Annotated in this window: 14 protein-coding genes; 9 read left to right on the top strand and 5 right to left on the bottom strand. The window is 65.1% G+C overall.

Features of this window, described 5'->3' with window-relative positions; genetic code table 11:
- Positions 1 to 35: 35 nt before the first annotated feature.
- The gene (locus AAFG07_RS27330) at positions 36 to 1,202 is read right to left on the bottom strand and encodes an ABC transporter substrate-binding protein (RefSeq protein WP_342722920.1); all 1,167 of its coding nucleotides are present in this window, start codon (positions 1,200 to 1,202) and stop codon (positions 36 to 38) included.
- A 294-nt stretch (positions 1,203 to 1,496) separates the two neighbouring features.
- Between AAFG07_RS27330 and AAFG07_RS27325 the strand changes: the two genes are divergently transcribed.
- The 3 genes from AAFG07_RS27325 (at position 1,497) to AAFG07_RS27315 (ending at position 4,603) form a co-directional block, all read left to right on the top strand.
- Positions 1,497 to 1,991: a MarR family transcriptional regulator gene (locus tag AAFG07_RS27325; protein WP_342722919.1), complete on the top strand. Its 495-nt coding sequence runs from the start codon at positions 1,497 to 1,499 to the stop codon at positions 1,989 to 1,991.
- Positions 1,992 to 1,994: 3 nt separating this feature from the next.
- Positions 1,995 to 2,810, top strand: a complete 816-nt coding sequence (locus tag AAFG07_RS27320; RefSeq protein WP_342722918.1) for an alpha/beta hydrolase — start codon at positions 1,995 to 1,997, stop codon at positions 2,808 to 2,810.
- A gap of 149 nt (positions 2,811 to 2,959) precedes the next feature.
- Positions 2,960 to 4,603, top strand: coding sequence for a benzoate-CoA ligase family protein (locus tag AAFG07_RS27315; RefSeq protein ID WP_342722917.1), 1,644 nt, complete (start codon positions 2,960 to 2,962; stop codon positions 4,601 to 4,603).
- A gap of 36 nt (positions 4,604 to 4,639) precedes the next feature.
- On the opposite strand, the gene AAFG07_RS27310 is transcribed toward AAFG07_RS27315, so the two are convergent.
- Together AAFG07_RS27310 and AAFG07_RS27305 are read right to left on the bottom strand one after the other, a co-directional pair.
- Positions 4,640 to 6,175 carry a DHA2 family efflux MFS transporter permease subunit gene (locus tag AAFG07_RS27310; protein WP_342729256.1) on the bottom strand — a complete coding sequence of 512 codons (1,536 nt, stop codon included), beginning with the start codon at positions 6,173 to 6,175 and terminating at the stop codon, positions 4,640 to 4,642.
- A gap of 86 nt (positions 6,176 to 6,261) precedes the next feature.
- On the bottom strand, positions 6,262 to 7,449 hold the full coding sequence (locus AAFG07_RS27305) for an HlyD family secretion protein (RefSeq protein WP_212310932.1): 1,188 nt from the start codon (positions 7,447 to 7,449) through the stop codon (positions 6,262 to 6,264).
- A 156-nt stretch (positions 7,450 to 7,605) separates the two neighbouring features.
- On the opposite strand from AAFG07_RS27305, the gene AAFG07_RS27300 reads away from it, so the two are divergent.
- Both AAFG07_RS27300 and AAFG07_RS27295 read left to right on the top strand, forming a co-directional pair.
- Complete coding sequence (locus AAFG07_RS27300) at positions 7,606 to 8,328, top strand: TetR/AcrR family transcriptional regulator (protein WP_342722916.1); 723 nt, start codon at positions 7,606 to 7,608, stop codon at positions 8,326 to 8,328.
- Positions 8,328 to 8,750, top strand: coding sequence for a hypothetical protein (locus AAFG07_RS27295; protein ID WP_342722915.1), 423 nt, complete (start codon positions 8,328 to 8,330; stop codon positions 8,748 to 8,750). The genes AAFG07_RS27300 and AAFG07_RS27295 overlap by 1 nt, the downstream gene beginning before the upstream one ends.
- A gap of 23 nt (positions 8,751 to 8,773) precedes the next feature.
- On the opposite strand, the gene AAFG07_RS27290 is transcribed toward AAFG07_RS27295, so the two are convergent.
- A complete protein-coding gene (locus AAFG07_RS27290) occupies positions 8,774 to 10,471 on the bottom strand; it encodes an ATP-binding protein (RefSeq protein ID WP_342722914.1) in 1,698 nt (565 codons plus the stop codon).
- A 157-nt stretch (positions 10,472 to 10,628) separates the two neighbouring features.
- Complete coding sequence (locus AAFG07_RS27285; RefSeq protein WP_342729255.1) at positions 10,629 to 11,561, bottom strand: LysR family transcriptional regulator; 933 nt, start codon at positions 11,559 to 11,561, stop codon at positions 10,629 to 10,631.
- A gap of 155 nt (positions 11,562 to 11,716) precedes the next feature.
- On the opposite strand from AAFG07_RS27285, the gene AAFG07_RS27280 reads away from it, so the two are divergent.
- From AAFG07_RS27280 to fba, 4 genes are read left to right on the top strand one after another with little or no spacing between them, the layout of a single operon-like run.
- Positions 11,717 to 12,736 (top strand): class 1 fructose-bisphosphatase, encoded by a 1,020-nt coding sequence (locus tag AAFG07_RS27280; RefSeq protein WP_342729254.1) that lies wholly within the window; start codon positions 11,717 to 11,719, stop codon positions 12,734 to 12,736.
- A gap of 10 nt (positions 12,737 to 12,746) precedes the next feature.
- Entirely contained in the window at positions 12,747 to 13,622 is an 876-nt protein-coding gene (locus AAFG07_RS27275) for a phosphoribulokinase (RefSeq protein ID WP_092127070.1), read from the top strand.
- A complete protein-coding gene (tkt, locus tag AAFG07_RS27270; protein WP_342722913.1) occupies positions 13,619 to 15,640 on the top strand; it encodes a transketolase in 2,022 nt (673 codons plus the stop codon). The genes AAFG07_RS27275 and tkt overlap by 4 nt, the downstream gene beginning before the upstream one ends.
- A gap of 15 nt (positions 15,641 to 15,655) precedes the next feature.
- Positions 15,656 to 16,738, top strand: coding sequence for a class II fructose-bisphosphate aldolase (gene fba, locus AAFG07_RS27265; RefSeq protein ID WP_342722912.1), 1,083 nt, complete (start codon positions 15,656 to 15,658; stop codon positions 16,736 to 16,738).
- The last annotated feature ends 17 nt before the right edge of the window (positions 16,739 to 16,755 follow it).

Here is a 16,755-nt window from a genome sequence, read left to right as displayed (position 1 = left end):
CGGTATCCACTTCGCTCGAAAACGCTTCGCGTGAGCTACTTGGCCGCGCAGTCCTTGGCGTAGCGGTCGCCATAATTCGAAAACACCTTTTCGACGATCTCGGTCTGGAATTTGCCGTCCGGCCGCTTCGCGACCTTGGTGAGGTAGAAATCCTGGATCGGATAGCCGTTGTTGTTGAATTTGAAGTTACCGCGCAGCGAGGTGAAGTCGGCCTTCTTCAGCGCGGCCGCGACCGCGTCCTTGTTGGAGAGGTCGCCCTTCACGGCCTTGACCGCGCTGTCGATCAACAGCGCCGCGTCATAGGCCTGCATCGCGTAGGTGCCGGGCACGCCGTTGTAGGCCGCCTCATAGGCCGCCACGAACTTCTTGCTCTGGGGATTGTCAAGGTTCGGCGCCCAGTTCGCACCGCCGAACATGCCGACGGCGGCGTCCTGCTGCGCGGGCAAAGTCGATTCGTCGACGGTAAAGGCGGAGAGCACCGGCACGGTGGCGCCGGCCTGCTTGTACTGCTTCACGAGGTTGACGCCCATGCCGCCCGGCATGAACGTGAACAGCGCGTCCGGCTTCAGCGAGCCGATCTTGGAAAGTTCGGGCTGGAAATCCAGCGTGTTGAGCGGCGTGTAGGATTCCTCGACGATCTCGCCCTTGTAGTCCAGCTTGAAGCCGGCGACGGAATCGCGGCCGGCCTGATAGTTCGGCACCAGCAGATAGACGCGCTTGTAGCCGCGGTCCTGCGCCACCTTGCCGAGGACCTCGTGCACCTGATCGTTCTGGTACGACGTCACGTAGAAGAACGGGTTGCACTCCTTGCCGGCGTAGCTGGAGGGGCCGGCATTCGGGCTGATCAGGAAGGTCTTGCTCTCGGTGACCGGGCGGTGGATCGCCTGCAGGATGTTGGAGAAGATCGGGCCGACCACGAAGTCGACCTTGTCGCGCTCGAGCAGGCCGCGCACCTTGACCACGGCGCCGTCGGGCTTCAGCTCGTCGTCGGCGTTGACGATCTCGACCTCGCGGCCGGCCATCTTGCCGCCGAGATCCTTGATCGCGAGCGCAAAGCCGTCGCGGACCTGCTGACCAAGCGCCGCGGCCGGTCCCGAGGTCGTCACCAGCACGCCGATCTTGATCTTTTCCTGCGCGATAGCTGGGGTCACCGCGATACCCAGCAGCGCCGTCAATCCCACGAGCCTCGTCAATTGTTTCATGTCTCTCCCCCAACCACTGACTTGATGTTTCGGCTTCAGCCCGTTTGGCCTCAGCTTAGTCTGACGCGCGCGACCGCTGCAAGCGATGTGGCATTGCGTCAGGGCGATCCGCCGCGCACCAAGCAGGCGCTGCACATGCAAGCGGCGCGCCAATTGCTTGAAGTTTAAAGAAATTGCGGGATCGGCCGCGCGTATTGGGCGGGATTCGCATTTGTCCTTGCGGGGCGCGACGAATTGCTTGAAGCTGAAAGCAATCAGTCCGACCGAAACCCGCCGCGGAGGCACGATCGCCGCATGATCCTCGATTCCGAAACCAAAGCCGTCGAACTGCCCGACGATCACGGCACCGAGCTCAGGCTGTGGCTGCGTCTCTTGACCTGCACCACGCTGATCGAAGGCGAGGTGCGCAGCCGGCTGCGTGAGAAGTTCGACGTTACGCTGCCGCGCTTCGACCTGATGGCCCAGCTCGACAAGGTGTCCGACGGCATGACGCTGTCGGACCTGTCGAAGCGGATGATGGTGTCGAACGGCAACGTCACCGGCCTGGTCGAGCGGCTGGTCGAGTCAGGCCATCTCGATCGCCGCACCTCGGAGACCGACCGCCGCGTGCAGTTCATCCGGCTGACCAAGCTTGGCCGCGCCGAGTTCCGCAAGATGGCGGCCGAGCACGAGAAATGGATCGCCGATATCTTCGGCGATCTCTCGCCGAAGGATATCCGCGAACTGATGCGGCTGCTCGCCAAGGCCAAGGGCTCGGCGCAGCGCGCCGCCAAGGCGAGGTCAGCTTGAGCCGTGAGCGAGATCGATTACGAAGTCGAATACAACAACCGGGCCCGGGTGCCGGAAAATCCGGCATTGATGGCCGGCTGGGCGAGGGACTCGGCGGCCTATCGCGAGCAGCACCCGCCACGGCGGCTGAGCTATGGTCCCGGCAGCCGCAACGTCATCGATCTCTTTGAGGGCGATCGCGACGGACCGCTCGTGGTCTTCATTCACGGCGGCTATTGGCAGGCGCTGGATGGCTCGTCGTCGAGCCACTGCGCGCGGGGCCTCAATGGTCACGGCATCAGCGTCGCGGTGCCGAGTTACGACCTCTGCCCCAATGTGACGGTCGGCGACATCATCGGCGAGATGCGCGCGGCGTCACGCGAACTGGCGAAGCTCGGCCGGCCGCTGGTCATGTCGGGGCATTCCGCGGGCGGGCATCTTGCCGCATGCATGCTTGCGACCGATTGGCAGGCCTACGATGCGTCGCTGCCGGCGAATTTGGTCAAGGCTGCTTACACGATCTCCGGCCTGTTCGAACTCGATCCGCTGGTCGGGACTTCCATCAACAAGGCGCTTGGCCTTGACCGCGACGCAGCACGGGCAGTGAGCCCGCTGCTCTGGAAAGCGCCCGCAGGCGCCACGCTCGATGCGGTGGTTGGCGGCGCCGAGAGCGCCGAATATCACCGGCAGAGCCGCACCATCGTCGACGTCTGGGGCGGAGCCGGCGTGGCGACGCGGTTCGGCACCGTGCCCAATGCCAATCATTTCACCGCGATCGCACCGCTCGCCGACCCGGGCTCGACGATGGTCGCGCGGCTGAAGCAGCTCACGCAGATCTGAGGTTTGCGGGACCGCGCCATCTCCGCGCGATTCCACCCTTGCGCCAAATTATTTTAAGTATAAAATGATTGGCGATCGGAACGCTGCCGGGCGTCCTCGATATTGATGTTGGTCTTGGCCTTTCTGGATGGAAAGCGAGGGGCAATCGAATGTCAGGTGAATTTCCCGGGCTCGGCCCATCCGGGCATGTCGACGATTTCGCGCGGCGCAACCTGCCGCCGTCGGCGCAATGGCCGCAGCTGCTGCTCGATCGGCCCGAATTCAGCTATCCCGATTATCTCAACGCCGCGGTCGAACTGACCGACCGCATCGTCGAGCAGGGCATGGGCGATCGCATCGCGCTGATCGGCAACGGCCGCCAGCGCACCTACAAGGAATTGACCGACTGGTCGAACCGCCTGGCGCATGCGCTGGTGGAGAATTACGGCGTCAAGCCCGGCAATCGCGTCCTGATCCGCTCGGGAAACAACCCGGCGCTGGTCGCGGCCTGGCTCGCGGCGACCAAGGCTGGCGCTGTTGTCGTCAACACGATGCCGATGTTGCGCGCCGGCGAGTTGGCCAAGATCGTCGACAAGGCCGAGATTGCGCTGGCGCTGACTGACAGCCGCATCGCGGATGAGCTGGTGGCCTGCGCCAAGACCAGCAAATTCCTCAAGCAGGTGGTCAATTTCGACGGCACGCAAAACCACGATGCCGAGCTCGATCGGATCGCGCTGAACAAGCCGGTCAAGTTCGATGCGGTGAAGACCGGCCGCGACGACGTTGCGCTGCTCGGCTTCACGTCGGGCACCACAGGTGAACCGAAGGCGACGATGCATTTCCACCGCGACCTTCTGATCGTCGCGGACGGCTATGCCAGGGAAGTGCTCAAGGTGACGCCGGACGACGTGTTCGTCGGCTCGCCGCCGCTCGCGTTTACGTTTGGCCTTGGCGGGCTCGCGATCTTCCCGCTGCGCTATGGCGCCACCGCGACGCTACTTGAGAATGCGGCGCCGAGCGAGATGATCCGGATCATCGAGACCTACAAGGCGACGATCTGCTTCACCGCGCCGACCGCCTATCGGGCGATGATGGCCGCGATGGACAAGGGAGCCGATCTGTCGTCGTTGCGGCTCGCGGTCTCGGCCGGCGAAACGCTGCCGGCGCCGGTGTTCGAGAGCTGGACGAAGAAGACCGGCAAGCCGATCCTCGACGGCATCGGCAGCACGGAGCTGCTGCACATCTTCATCACCAACCGCGCCGGCAGCGCCGTCGCCGGCACCACCGGTACGCCTGTTACCGGCTACCAGGCCAGGATCGTCGACGAGGACATGAACGAGTTGCCGCCGGGGCAGGTCGGCAAGCTGGCGGTTCGCGGCCCGACCGGCTGCCGCTATCTCGCCGACTCCAGGCAGACCAAATATGTCCGCGATGGCTGGAACATCACCGGCGATGCCTTCGTCAGCGACGAGAATGGCCGGCTGTCATTCGTGGCGCGCGCCGACGACATGATCATCTCGGCGGGCTACAACATCGCTGGTCCCGAGGTCGAGGCCGCGCTGCTCGGACATCCCGATGTCGCGGAATGCGCTGTCATCGGCGCGCCTGACGAGGAGCGAGGACAGATCGTCTCGGCCTTCATCGTGCTGAAGCAGGGCGCGCGCAGCGACGATGTCGAGGTCAGGCTGCTGCAGGATCACGTCAAGGCGACGATCGCGCCGTACAAATATCCCCGCGCGATCGCTTTTGTCGAAGCGCTGCCGAAGACCCAGACCGGGAAGATCCAACGCTTCAAGCTGCGCGAGGCGAGTTAGGGGAGGGCGACGGCCTGCGGCCGCCGCCCCGAGAGATCAATGCGCCGCGCCGCCGCCGGCGACATTCTTCGGCTTGCCGGTCAGCACGATCGCGATCGCGGCAAGCACCAGCACCACGCCGATGACCGCGAAAGCGTCGCTGAAGCCGAGCACCAGCGCCTGGCGCTTCACAATATTGCCGATCGCCACGATTGCCTGGCTGTGTGCGGTGGCGGGGTCGGAGATGCCGTGGCTGAGGAAGTAGTTGGTGACCTCGGCGATCCGGGTGCGCACCTCCTCGCGGCCCAGATGCACGGACTGGCCGATGATGTTGGAGTGGAACTGCTCGCGCTTGGTGACGATGGTGCTGAGCAGCGCCGTGCCGATCGCGCCGCCGAGGTTGCGCATCATGTTGGAGATGCCGGAGGCCGCAGGTGCATCCTGCGGCGCAACGCTGCCGAGGCTGATGGCGGACAACGGTGCCAGCGTAATCGCCTGGCCGACGGCGCGAACGATGTTCGGATAGAAGAACTGGTCGCCGGAATAGTCGAGGGACATCTGGATGTTCATGAAGGAGGAGATCGCGAACAGGATCATGCCGGTGAAGGCGATGAAGCGCGGGTCGTAGCGCTGCATCAGCTTCGGCACCAGCGGGATCAGGATCAGCTGCGGCAGGCCGGTCCAGGCCAGCACCTGGCCGATCTGCTCGGCATTGTAGCGCTGCACCTGGCCGAGATAGGCCGGCAGCAGGTAAACCGAGCCGAACAGCGCGAAGCCGACGAACACCGCCGAGATGGTGCCGAAGCCGAAGCTGCGCTGAGTCAGGAGCCGCAGCCGGAGCAGCGGCTTCTCGACGACGAGCTCGATCCAGACGAACAAGGTCAGGCTGACGGCTGCGATCACCGCAAGCTTGACGATGAAGGGCGAGCCGAACCAGTCGTCCTTGTTGCCTTCCTCGAGCACGGCCTGCAGCGATGCGAGGCCGATTGCCATCGTGGCGATGCCGAGCCAGTCGCCCTCGCGCAGCAGATGCAGCTGCATCGGCTGGCGTTCCAGGGTGAGAGAAAGGGTGACGACCATCACCGCGGTCGGAATCACGTTGACGAAGAAGATGGTCTGCCAGCCGTAATTCTCGGTCAGGTAGCCGCCGATGGTCGGGCCGATCGCCGGCGCAAACGTCACGGCGAGCGCGAACATCGCAAGACCGATCGGCTGCTGCACCTTCGGCAGCTTCGTGAATACAAGCGTGAAGGCCATCGGGATCAGCACGCCGCCGAAGAAGCCCTGCAGGCCGCGCATCGCGATCATCGACGGCAGGTCGTGGGTGAAGGCACAGGCGACCGAGAAGATCGCAAACAGGGTGGCGAAGCCAATGATGATCTTGCGGAACGAGAACACCCGGCTGAGAAAGTCGGTCAGCGGGATGACCACGATCTCGCCGATCAGATAGGACGTCGAGATCCAGGAGCCGTTGTCGACGCCGGTGCCGATGCCGCCCTCGATGTTGAGCAGCGAGGCGTTGGTGATCTGGATGTTGAGGATCGCCATGAAGGCGCCGATCATCGCGGCGACGATGGAAATCCAGACGGCCATGCTGGCACGGTTGGGGTCGACTGCTGCGGCTACTGCGCGAGGCGCAGCAGCCGGGGAGGAGAGCGCGAGGTCGGACATGACATCACCTATTTGAAAGAGGCGACAGCGAGCTTGGGAGAGGCGCTGGAGCGCGGAGTTTCCTCGGCGGGATGCGACAGCGTCGCGATGGAGGGGATCACCGACATGCCCGGCCGCAGGTCGACATTGGTTGCGTCGAGCACGATCTTCACCGGGATGCGCTGCACCACCTTGGTGAAGTTGCCGGTGGCGTTGTCCGGCGGCAGCAGCGCGAACTCCTGGCCGCTCGCCGGCGCGAGGCTGTCGACATGGCCGCGTACGACCTGACCGGGGAACATGTCGACCTCGATCTCGACCGGCTGGCCCTTGCGGACATTGGTGAGCTGCGTCTCCTTGTAGTTCGCGATCACGTAGGCGCCGGTGGCCGGCACCAGCGACATCAGTTGCGTGCCGGCCTGGACGAACTGGCCGGTGCGCAGGGTGCGGTTGCCGACCACACCGTCGATCGGCGCGATGATGGTGGTGTAGCCGAGGTTCAACTCGGCCTGATGCTGGAGCGCGGTCGCCCGTGCCTGCGCCGCGACGGCCTGGGCGATGTCAGCCTTGAGCAGTTCCACCTGGCGCTCCGCGGAGGCGAGGTTTGCGGTGTCGCGGGCGATGGCGGCCTGCGCGCTGGCATAGCGCGACTGCGCCTGCTGCGCGTTCTGCACACTGCCGTAGCCGGTGCCGGCGAGGTCGGTGTAACGCTTGTTCTCCTGCTCGGCGAAGGTCTGGTTCGCGGTATCCACGGCGAGCGTTGCGCGCGCCGCTTCGATCACCGAGTGCTGCACGTCGAGCTGGGCGCGCTTGCTCGTGATCGCGGCTTCGGCGGCGGCGACGTCGGCCTTGGCCTGGTCCAGCGCGACCTTGAAATCGCGCTCGTCGATCCGCGCCAGGATCTGGCCGGCGCGCACATGCTCGTTGTCGCCGACCAGCACCGCACTGAGATAGCCGGACACTTTCGGTGCGATCGTGGTGTTGTCGGCCTTCACATAGGCGTCGTCGGTCGAGACCTGAAAGCGGCCGACCGTCCAGTAATCCCAGCCATACCAGGCGCCACCCGCCAGCAGGGCGAGGGCCGCGCCGGTCATGAGCAGGCGGCGAAGCTTGCCCTTGGCGGCGGGGGGCTTGGCCGCCTCCGGATTTGCGATCAACTGCTTGGCGGTCTCGGCCGGAACCTGGCTCTCGGCCTTGAAGGACGTTTCGTGCTGGCTCATGGCAGGCGCTCCTGATCGTTCTATCCCGCTGGGAAACCGTATGAATTTGAATTTCGGCGGCCCGGGATAATTAGGAAACTTGATGTTTTCCAAAATAGAGCCCATATTGGGACTGTCAATAGAATGACAGTCATCATCTAAAAGCATGGCTCGCGGATGAACCGGAATGACAAAGACCAGACAGAGCAGACCGCGCCGGCGCCGGCGCCGGCGCCGGAACGGCGCGGCCGCGGGCGGCCGCAGCTTCGTTCCGACGACGAGACGCGCGCGCTGATCTATGAGGCCGCGCGCCGTGAGTTCTCGGAGCGCGGCTTCGCCGCGGCCAGCATCGCCGACGTCGCCTGCCGCGCCGGCGTTTCCACCAAGACGCTCTATCGTTTGATCCCGACCAAGCTGGCGCTGTTCGAAGGCATGGTGACCGACCGGGTGGACCGGTTCGTGTCCATCGTGAATCTCGGCGCCTGCGACGGCCGCAATGTTGCGGCGGCCCTGGAGGCCGCGCTGCTGACCTGCGCCGAGCTCGTTCTCGATGCCGAGGTCATCGCGCTGCAACGGATCATCCTGGCCGAGAGCGACAAATTCCCTGACATCGCCGAGACGTTTTACGAAAAGGCCATGCAGCGCTCGATCGCCGCGCTGGCGAATTGGCTCGGCATCCAGCAGCGGCGAGGGCGGATCGTGCTCGATGACACCGAAGCCGCAGCGGGCATGCTGCTCGGCATGCTCGTGTTCAAGCCGCAGCGCGATGTCATGTTCGGGCACAAGCCCGCGCCGGTGCACAGCGAGATGGCCGCGCGCGCCAAGGCTTGTGCCGCGCTGTTCCTGTCCGGATGCGCCGTGCCGGCCGACCGGATCAACAAGCAAAGTGGAGGCGCGTGATGCCGGAGCCGGCCGCGACGTATACCGTCGAGGCGCAGATCGCGCGCGACGACCAGGCCAAATGCGAGGATGTGCTGACGCGCTGGATGGCGGCGCTCAATCGCTATGACGCGTCCGCCATGGACGCACTGATGCACTTCCCGCATGTGCGGATCGCCGGCGGCGTGGTCACGGTCTATCAGCAGCCCGGCAACAATCCGATGGACCTGTTCGAGCGGTTGCGCAAACAGGATGGCTGGCATCACAGCGCCTGGAACGAGACCAAGCTCGTGCAGTCGTCGCCGACCAAGGCGCATTACGCCGTCCGCTATACGCGCTACCGCGAGGACGGATCGGTCATCGGGATCTACGATTCCCTCTATGTGCTGAGCCTGCTCGGCGGCGCCTGGAAAATCCAGAGCCGCTCGAGCTTTGGTCCCTGAGCAAGCCGCGCTACAAAGCCGCGTTACTTGGCCGCCACCACCGATGCGGGAGGCTGCGTCAGCACCTGCCGGATCATCCGGGCGAGATCGGCCTTGCGGTAGGGCTTGGGCAATAGCGTGACGTCCGGGTCGAGACGGCCGTGATGGATGATCGCGTCCTCGGTATAGCCCGAGGTGAACAGCACGCGCACCGAGGGCAGCTTGGCGATCACGGCATCGGCCACCTGCCGGCCGTTCATGCCGCCGGACATGATGACGTCGGTGAACAGCACGTCGCAGACGAAGCCCTTCTCGACCGCGGCCAATGCTTCCGGGCCGTTGGCGGTGACCATGGTGCGGTAGCCAAGCTGCTCGAGCTGGGCGCTGACGTAATTGCGGACCAGCGGATCGTCCTCGACGACCAGGATGGATTCGTGGCCGCCACGCATGTCGACCGGAGGAGGCGGCTCGACGTCGACCATGTCGCCCATGCTGCGCGGCAGATAGAGCTTGATCGATGTGCCGTGGCCCTCTTCGGAATAAATCTTGAGATGTCCGTCAGACTGCTTGATGAAGCCGTAGACCATGCTCAGCCCGAGGCCGGTGCCCTTGCCGGTATCCTTGGTGGTGAAGAACGGCTCGAACACCTTTTCGCGGATCCCCTCCGGGATTCCGCCGCCGGTGTCGCTGACCGCGACCATCACATATTCACCCGCCCGCACGTCGAGATTGGCGGCGGCATAAACCTCGTCGAGGATGACGTTGCTGGTCTCCAGCATCAGCTTGCCGCCGTCGGGCATCGCATCGCGGGCATTGACGGCGAGATTGAGCAGCGCGGTCGCCATGTGGTTGGGGTCGATGAAAGCCGGCCAGGCGTCGGGCTCGAGCGCGGTATCGATCTCGATCTGCTCGCCGAGCGAGGGGCGCAGCAGCCGCGCGGTGTCCTGCACCAGCGTGTTGAGGTTGGCTTCACGCGGCTGTAGCGGCTGCTGGCGCGAGAAGGCGAGCAGATGCTTGGTCACCTCGGCGCCGCGAAAGGCGGCATCGCTGATCATTTTTGTCACCGACGACAGCGCGGCGTCGTGCTCGACGGCCTCGGCGAGGATGTCGATCAGGCCGGTGATGACGGTCAGGATGTTGTTGAAGTCGTGGGCGATGCCGCCGGTGAGGTGCCCGACGGCCTCCATCTTCTGCACCTGGCGCAGCTTCTGCTCGGCTTCGAGCTGCTCCCGCGCGGCCTCGACCTCGCGGGCGCGCATGAAGATTTCAGCTTCCATCTGCTCGGTGCGCTCGCGCAGCCGGTCGGTCAGCTTGTCCTGCTCGGCGCCGCGCTGCTTTAGCTGAATGAAGCCGGTGACGTCTTCCACCCGATGGATGATGTAACTGAACTGTCCGCTCGGCCCGAACACCGGCGTATTGCGCGGGCTCCAGTAGCGCTCCTCGAATCCGCCGCCCTCCGACTCGGGCTTGCGGATATCGTATTTCTGCACCGACATGGTATCGGGGCGGCGGAACTGGACCACACGTTCCAGCGAGGCGCGCAGGTTGCGCACCCCGTCGGCGGCCGGATCGTCCGGATTATCGGGAAATACGTCGAACAGCCCGCGCCCAAGGATCGCGGCGCGCTCGGTCTTGGTGGCGCGCAGATAGGCGTCGCTTACTGCCACGATGCTGAAGTCAGGCTGCGTCAGCACCAGATAGAGGCCGGGCGCCGCCTCGAATAACGCCTTGAAGTCAGGCATCGGCGGGGACTGGTTTTGCAGTTCATCCTCCCTCGCAGGGATACGGTCCGCGCGTGACCGCAGTTAAGATGTGGCACGCGTTCGCGGGAACTTCAATGCTTAACATACGGCGTTAACTCGATTTTTTCGATCGAACTGGTGTCGAAGCAGCGCGCGGCTAGCGCGAATTCGGGAGATAACGCCAACCCTCCTTGCCCAGGAAGTCCAGCATCGCCTGCGCGGGTGGCAGCAGGATCTTGTCGGTGCGCCTGATTGCGTGCCACTGCCGGACGATCGGCAGGCCCTTCACCTTGAGCACCACCAGCCGGCCATCCTCCAGTTCATGGAACACGGTGTGCTGGGAAATGAAGGCGATGCCGAGCCCGGCCATCACCGCCTGCTTGATGGTCTCGTTGCTGTCCATCGCCATGCCGAGTTTCGGCTCCAGTCCGACCCGCTCGAAATATTGCTGCATCAGCATCCGCGTGCCCGATCCCTGCTCGCGGGTGATGAAGGTTTCATTGGCGAGCTCCGATGTCGCGACGTGCCGCCGCCGCGCCAGCCGGTGATCCGGTGCGGCGATGATGAAGTGCGGATGCCGGCCAAGCGGTTTCATCTCGACTTCGACATCGGCCGGCGGCCGGCCCATCACTGCGATGTCGAGATCGTAGCCGCGCAGCGCGTCGCGGATTTCCTCGCGGTTGCCGATCCTGAGCGTGACCTCGATCTTGGGAAAGCGGCGCGAAAACGCCGCGATCGCGAACGGCACGAAGTATTTCGCGGTCGAGACCGCGCCCATCGCGACGCGGCCGCCGCTGCGGCCGGCGATCATGTCGAGCGACTGTTCGCAGTCCTTCAGCGCCGCCTCGATCCGCTCGATGAGCGCCAGCACATGCGCGCCGGCATCGGTCAGCGCCATGCCGTCGCCGGTGCGCTGGATCAGCGGCAATCCCGCGAGCGCCTGCAGGTTGCGGAGCTGCAGCGTCACCGCGGGCTGCGTCAGGTTGAGCTGGTTGGCCGCCGACGTGATCGAGCCGGCCGCGTGCACGGCCGACAGCGCACGCAGCTGGCGGATGGTGAGATCCCGCGAGAAGGCCATCACAAGCTCCATAAGGAATACTTTGCCCAGACCCAAGATAATGAAATTTCCCTAATTGGGCAATTCGCGCGTTGATAGGGCGAAGGCGACTCCCCTGCGGTCGCCTCTCGACACCTCGGGACAGAGGGCGCGATCAAAGGGAGAGGCCGGTGGAGATTCGTTCTGCATTGCATGCCCATCTGGAGTGGCCGACGCAGCACAACCCGCTGCGCGCCGCGACCGTTGCGGTGATCGAAGCCCTTGCCGGCGCCGCGATCGAGCTCTCGCGCATCATCGCCGCGGGGCCGCTCGCCGGCATCGGCGGCGAGAGCGGCGGGGTCAATCCCGACGGCGATCGCCAGAAGACCATCGACATCGTCGCCGACAACCTGATGCGCGACGCGCTGCGTACGGCGCCCGTCGCTGCGGTGTTGTCGGAAGAGGTCGAGCTGCCGGAGACGCTCGATCCCGATGCGCCGCTCTGTGTCGCGATCGATCCGCTCGATGGATCCGCCAATCTCGAAAACAACATCTCGATCGGCACGATCTTCTCGATCCGGCCGAAGGGAAACGACATCATCTCGACCTTCTTCGAGCCCGGTACGGCGCAATGTGCCGCGGGCTGCTTCATCTACGGTCCGCAGACCGTGCTGGTGCTGGCGCTCGACCAGTGCGTCGACTGTTTCACGCTGGATCCGCGAACCGGCGAGTTCGTCCTGACTGCGCGTGATTTGCGGGTGCCGCAGGATGCTAAGGAATTCGCCATCAACGCCTCGAACCGGCGGCACTGGAGCGGCCCGGTGCGCAACTACATCGACGACTGCCTTGCCGGCGTGAACGGCGAGCGCGGGCAGGATTTCAACATGCGCTGGATCGGCTCGCTGGTGGCCGAGGCCTACCGCATCCTGATGCGCGGTGGCGTGTTCCTGTATCCGGCGGATGCGCGCCAGGGCTACCGCGAGGGCCGGCTCCGCCTGCTGTACGAGGCGCATCCCATCGCGCTGATCATGGAGTGGGCGGGCGGCGCCGCGTCCAGCGGCCGGTCGCGCATTCTCGAACTCTCGGCACGCACGCCGCATCAGCGCGTGCCGCTGATCATGGGATCGGCGCGCGCCGTGCGCGACGTCGATGCGATCCACCTGACCGTCGAGCCGTTGTTCGAGAGCAGCGATGCCCCGCTGTTCGCGCGGCGCGGCCTGTTCCGCTGAGGGGGAGCGTATGTCTCGTCGACATCCCATCATCTCGATCACCGGCTCGTCCGGCGCCGGCACCACCTCGGTGAAGAAGACGTTCGAGAACATCTTCCGCCGCGAGAATGTGGTCGCGGCCTATATCGAGGGCGACGCGTTCCATCGCTACGACCGCGCCGAGATGCGCAGCCAGATGCTGGAGAAGGCCGAGCGCGGCGACAAGCATTTCAGCCATTTCAGCCCCGAGACCAATTTGTTCGAGGAGCTGGAGAAGCTGTTCAGCGACTATGCCGAGACCGGCACCGGCACGACGCGGCACTATGTGCACGACGAAGAGGAATCGCGGCTCTACGGCGCCAAGCCCGGCACCTTCACCGCATGGGAGGCGCTGCCGGAGAATTCCGACCTCTTGTTCTACGAGGGCCTGCACGGCGCCGTGGTCACCGACAAGGTGAATGTCGCGCAGCACGCTGATCTCAAGATCGGCGTCGTGCCGGTGATCAACCTCGAATGGATCCAGAAGCTGCATCGCGATCGCAGCCATCGCGGCTACTCCACCGAGGCGGTGACCGACACCATCCTGCGCCGCATGCCGGATTACGTGAACTACATCTGCCCGCAATTCAGCGAGACCGACATCAACTTCCAGCGCGTGCCGACGGTCGATACGTCGAACCCGTTCATTGCGCGCTGGATCCCGACGCCGGATGAATCGATGGTCGTGATTCGGTTGAAGAACCCGCGCGGCATCGATTTCCCGTATCTGCTCTCGATGATCCCGAACAGCTTCATGTCGCGCGCCAATTCGATCGTGATTCACGGCGCCAAGCTCGACCTCGCGATGCAGCTCATCCTGACCCCGCTGATCCTGCAATTGATCGAACGAAAGAGGCGAACGATATGACCGCACTTGCGTCCGTTGCCAGCCGGCCTGAAATCAGCCACGACGAGATGGCCAACGCCATCCGCTTCCTCGCCATCGACGCGGTGGAGCAGGCGAAATCCGGCCATCCCGGCATGCCGATGGGCATGGCCGATGTCGCGACCGTGCTGTTCACCGACTTCCTGAAATTCGACCCGGCCGATCCGTCCTGGCCCGACCGCGACCGCTTCGTGCTGTCGGCCGGTCACGGCTCGATGCTGCTCTACGCGCTGCTCTATCTGACGGGCTACGAAAGCATGACGCTCGATCAGCTCAAGGCGTTCAGGCAGTGGGGATCGCAAACCCCGGGACATCCTGAGTATGGTCATACGCCCGGTGTCGAGACCACGACCGGGCCGCTCGGGCAGGGGATCGCGACCGCGGTCGGCATGGCGCTTGCCGAGCGCTTGATGAACGCCCGCTTCGGCGACGATCTCGTCGACCACTACACCTATGTGATCGCCGGCGATGGCTGCCTGATGGAAGGCCTCAGCCACGAGGCGATCTCGCTCGCCGGCCATTTGCGGCTGAACCGGCTGATCGTGTTGTTCGACGACAACCAGATCTCGATCGACGGCGCCACCTCGTTGTCCTGCTCGGACGACCAGACGGCACGGTTTGCGGCCAACGGCTGGAACGTCTGCCGCATCGACGGCCACGATCCGCAGGCAATCTCTGCGGCGATCAGGCAGGCACGAGCGAGCGACCGTCCGTCGCTGATCGCCTGCCGGACGGTGATCGGGTTCGGTGCGCCGAACCGGCAGGGCAGCGAGAAGGTGCACGGCGCACCGCTCGGCGCCGACGAGGCGGCGAAGACCCGTGCCGCGCTGCGCTGGTCGTATCCGGCCTTCGAGGTCCCCGATGCGGTGCTGGCCGAGTGGCGCGAACTCGGTGGCCGCGGCCGCGACGCGCGGCGGGCCTGGATCGAGCGCTCGCGCAGCGCCTGCAAGGCCGACAAGGGCGAGCGGTCTCCGTTCCACGACGCGCTGAACCGGAAGTTGCCCTGCGCCTATGCCGAGGCGATGGCAGAGCTCGTCGGTCGGTTCGCGACCGAGCGGCCGAAACTTGCCACGCGGCAGGCCTCGCAGCAGGTCATCGACGTGATCGCCGAAGCGTTGCCCAATCTCCTGGGCGGATCGGCCGACCTCACGCACTCCAACCTGACGCTGGCGAAGTCGCAGGTTTCGGTGCGGCCGGAAACACTCGACGGCAGTTATATCCACTACGGTATCCGCGAGCACGGCATGGCGGCTGCGATGAACGGCATCGCGCTGCATGGCGGGTTTATCCCCTATGGCGGCACCTTCCTCAGCTTCGCCGATTACAGCCGGCCGGCGATCCGCCTCGCGGCATTGATGGGCATCCGCGTCATCCATGTGATGACCCATGATTCGATCGGCCTTGGCGAGGATGGGCCGACGCATCAGCCCGTCGAGCATCTCGCGGCGCTGCGGGCGATCCCGAATTTGCTGGTGTTCCGTCCGGCCGATGCGGTCGAGACCGCGGAAGCCTGGGACTGTGCGTTGAAGTCAGAGACCTCGCCGTCCATCCTCTGCCTGTCGCGGCAAGCGCTGCCGACGGTTCGCGACGGCAGCAAGGACAACCAGGTCGCGCTCGGCGCTTACGTTCTCGTCGAGCCGGCCTTCGGGCGTGACGTCACCCTGATTGCAACGGGTTCGGAGGTGTCGATCGCGCTCGAAGCCGCAAAGCTGCTGGCGGAAGCAGGGGTGAAGGCCGCGGTCGTCTCGGCTCCGTGCTTCGACCTGTTCCGCCAGCAGCCGCGCGACTATCGCGCCCAGGTGCTGGGCAACGCGCCGCGCGTCGGTGTCGAAGCCGCTGTCGAGGGCGACTGGGCGCGCTGGCTCGGCGACGACGGTGCGTTCGTCGGCATGACCGGATTCGGTGCGTCCGCGCCGGCCGACGTGCTGTACCGCGAATTCGGCATCACGCCGGCGGCGGTCGCCGCGGCGGCAAGACAGCTCATGCAACGAGCGAATTGAGAGGAGGACGCCACCATGGCGCGGATCACATTGAGGCAATTGCTGGACCATGCCGCCGAACGCGGCTACGGCGTGCCGGCCTTCAACATCAACAATATGGAGCAGGGCCTCGCCATCATGGAGGCGGCGGCTTCCTGCGATGCGCCTGTGATCATCCAGGCTTCGCGCGGCGCGCGGTCCTATGCCAACGACATCATGCTGGCGAAGATGATCGATGCGCTGGAGGAGATGTATCCGCAGATCCCGCTCTGCCTGCATCTCGATCACGGCAACGAGGAGGCGACCTGCGCCACCGCGATCCGCTACGGCTTCACCTCCGTGATGATGGACGGTTCGCTCAAGGCCGACGCCAAGACCGCGGCCGACTACGACTACAATGTCGATATCACCCGCCGGGTGGTCGATATGGCGCATTGGGTCGGCGCGTCGGTGGAAGGCGAACTCGGCGTGCTCGGCTCGCTCGAGCATGGCGGCGGCGAGCAGGAGGATGGTCACGGCGTCGAAGGCAAGCTGAGCCATGACCAGCTGCTCACCGATCCCGACCAGGCGGTCGATTTCGTCCGTGCCACCAAGGTCGATGCGCTCGCGATCGCGATGGGCACCTCACATGGCGCCTACAAGTTCACGCGGCGGCCCGACGGCGAGATCCTGGCGATGCGCGTGGTCGAGGAGATCCACACGCGCCTGCCCAACACGCATCTGGTGATGCACGGCTCGTCCTCGGTGCCGCAGGCGCTGCAGGACATGTTCAACCAGTTCGGCGGCGAGATGCCGCAGACCTGGGGCGTCCCGGTCGAGGAGATCGTCCGCGGCATCAAGCACGGCGTGCGCAAGGTCAACATCGACACCGATTGCCGCCTGGCGATGGCCGCCGCCTTCCGCAAGGTCGCCGCGCAGTCGAAGAGCGAGTTCGATCCGCGCAAATTCCTCAAGCCGGCGATGGATGCGCTGCGCGAACTCTGCCGTGACCGCTTCGAGCAGTTCGGCACGGCCGGCAATGCCGCCAGGATCAAGGTGGTTGCACTGCCGGAGATGGCCCGTCGCTACCGCGCCGGCGCGCTCGATCCGCAGATTGGAAAGATCACCCAGGCCGCCTGAGCAGACGGCGACGAACG

The sequence above is a fragment of the Bradyrhizobium sp. B097 genome, from assembly GCF_038957035.1.
Lineage (GTDB): Bacteria > Pseudomonadota > Alphaproteobacteria > Rhizobiales > Xanthobacteraceae > Bradyrhizobium.
The sequence above is the reverse complement of the archived record's forward strand: the minus strand, read 5'-3'. Positions and strand labels throughout refer to the sequence as shown.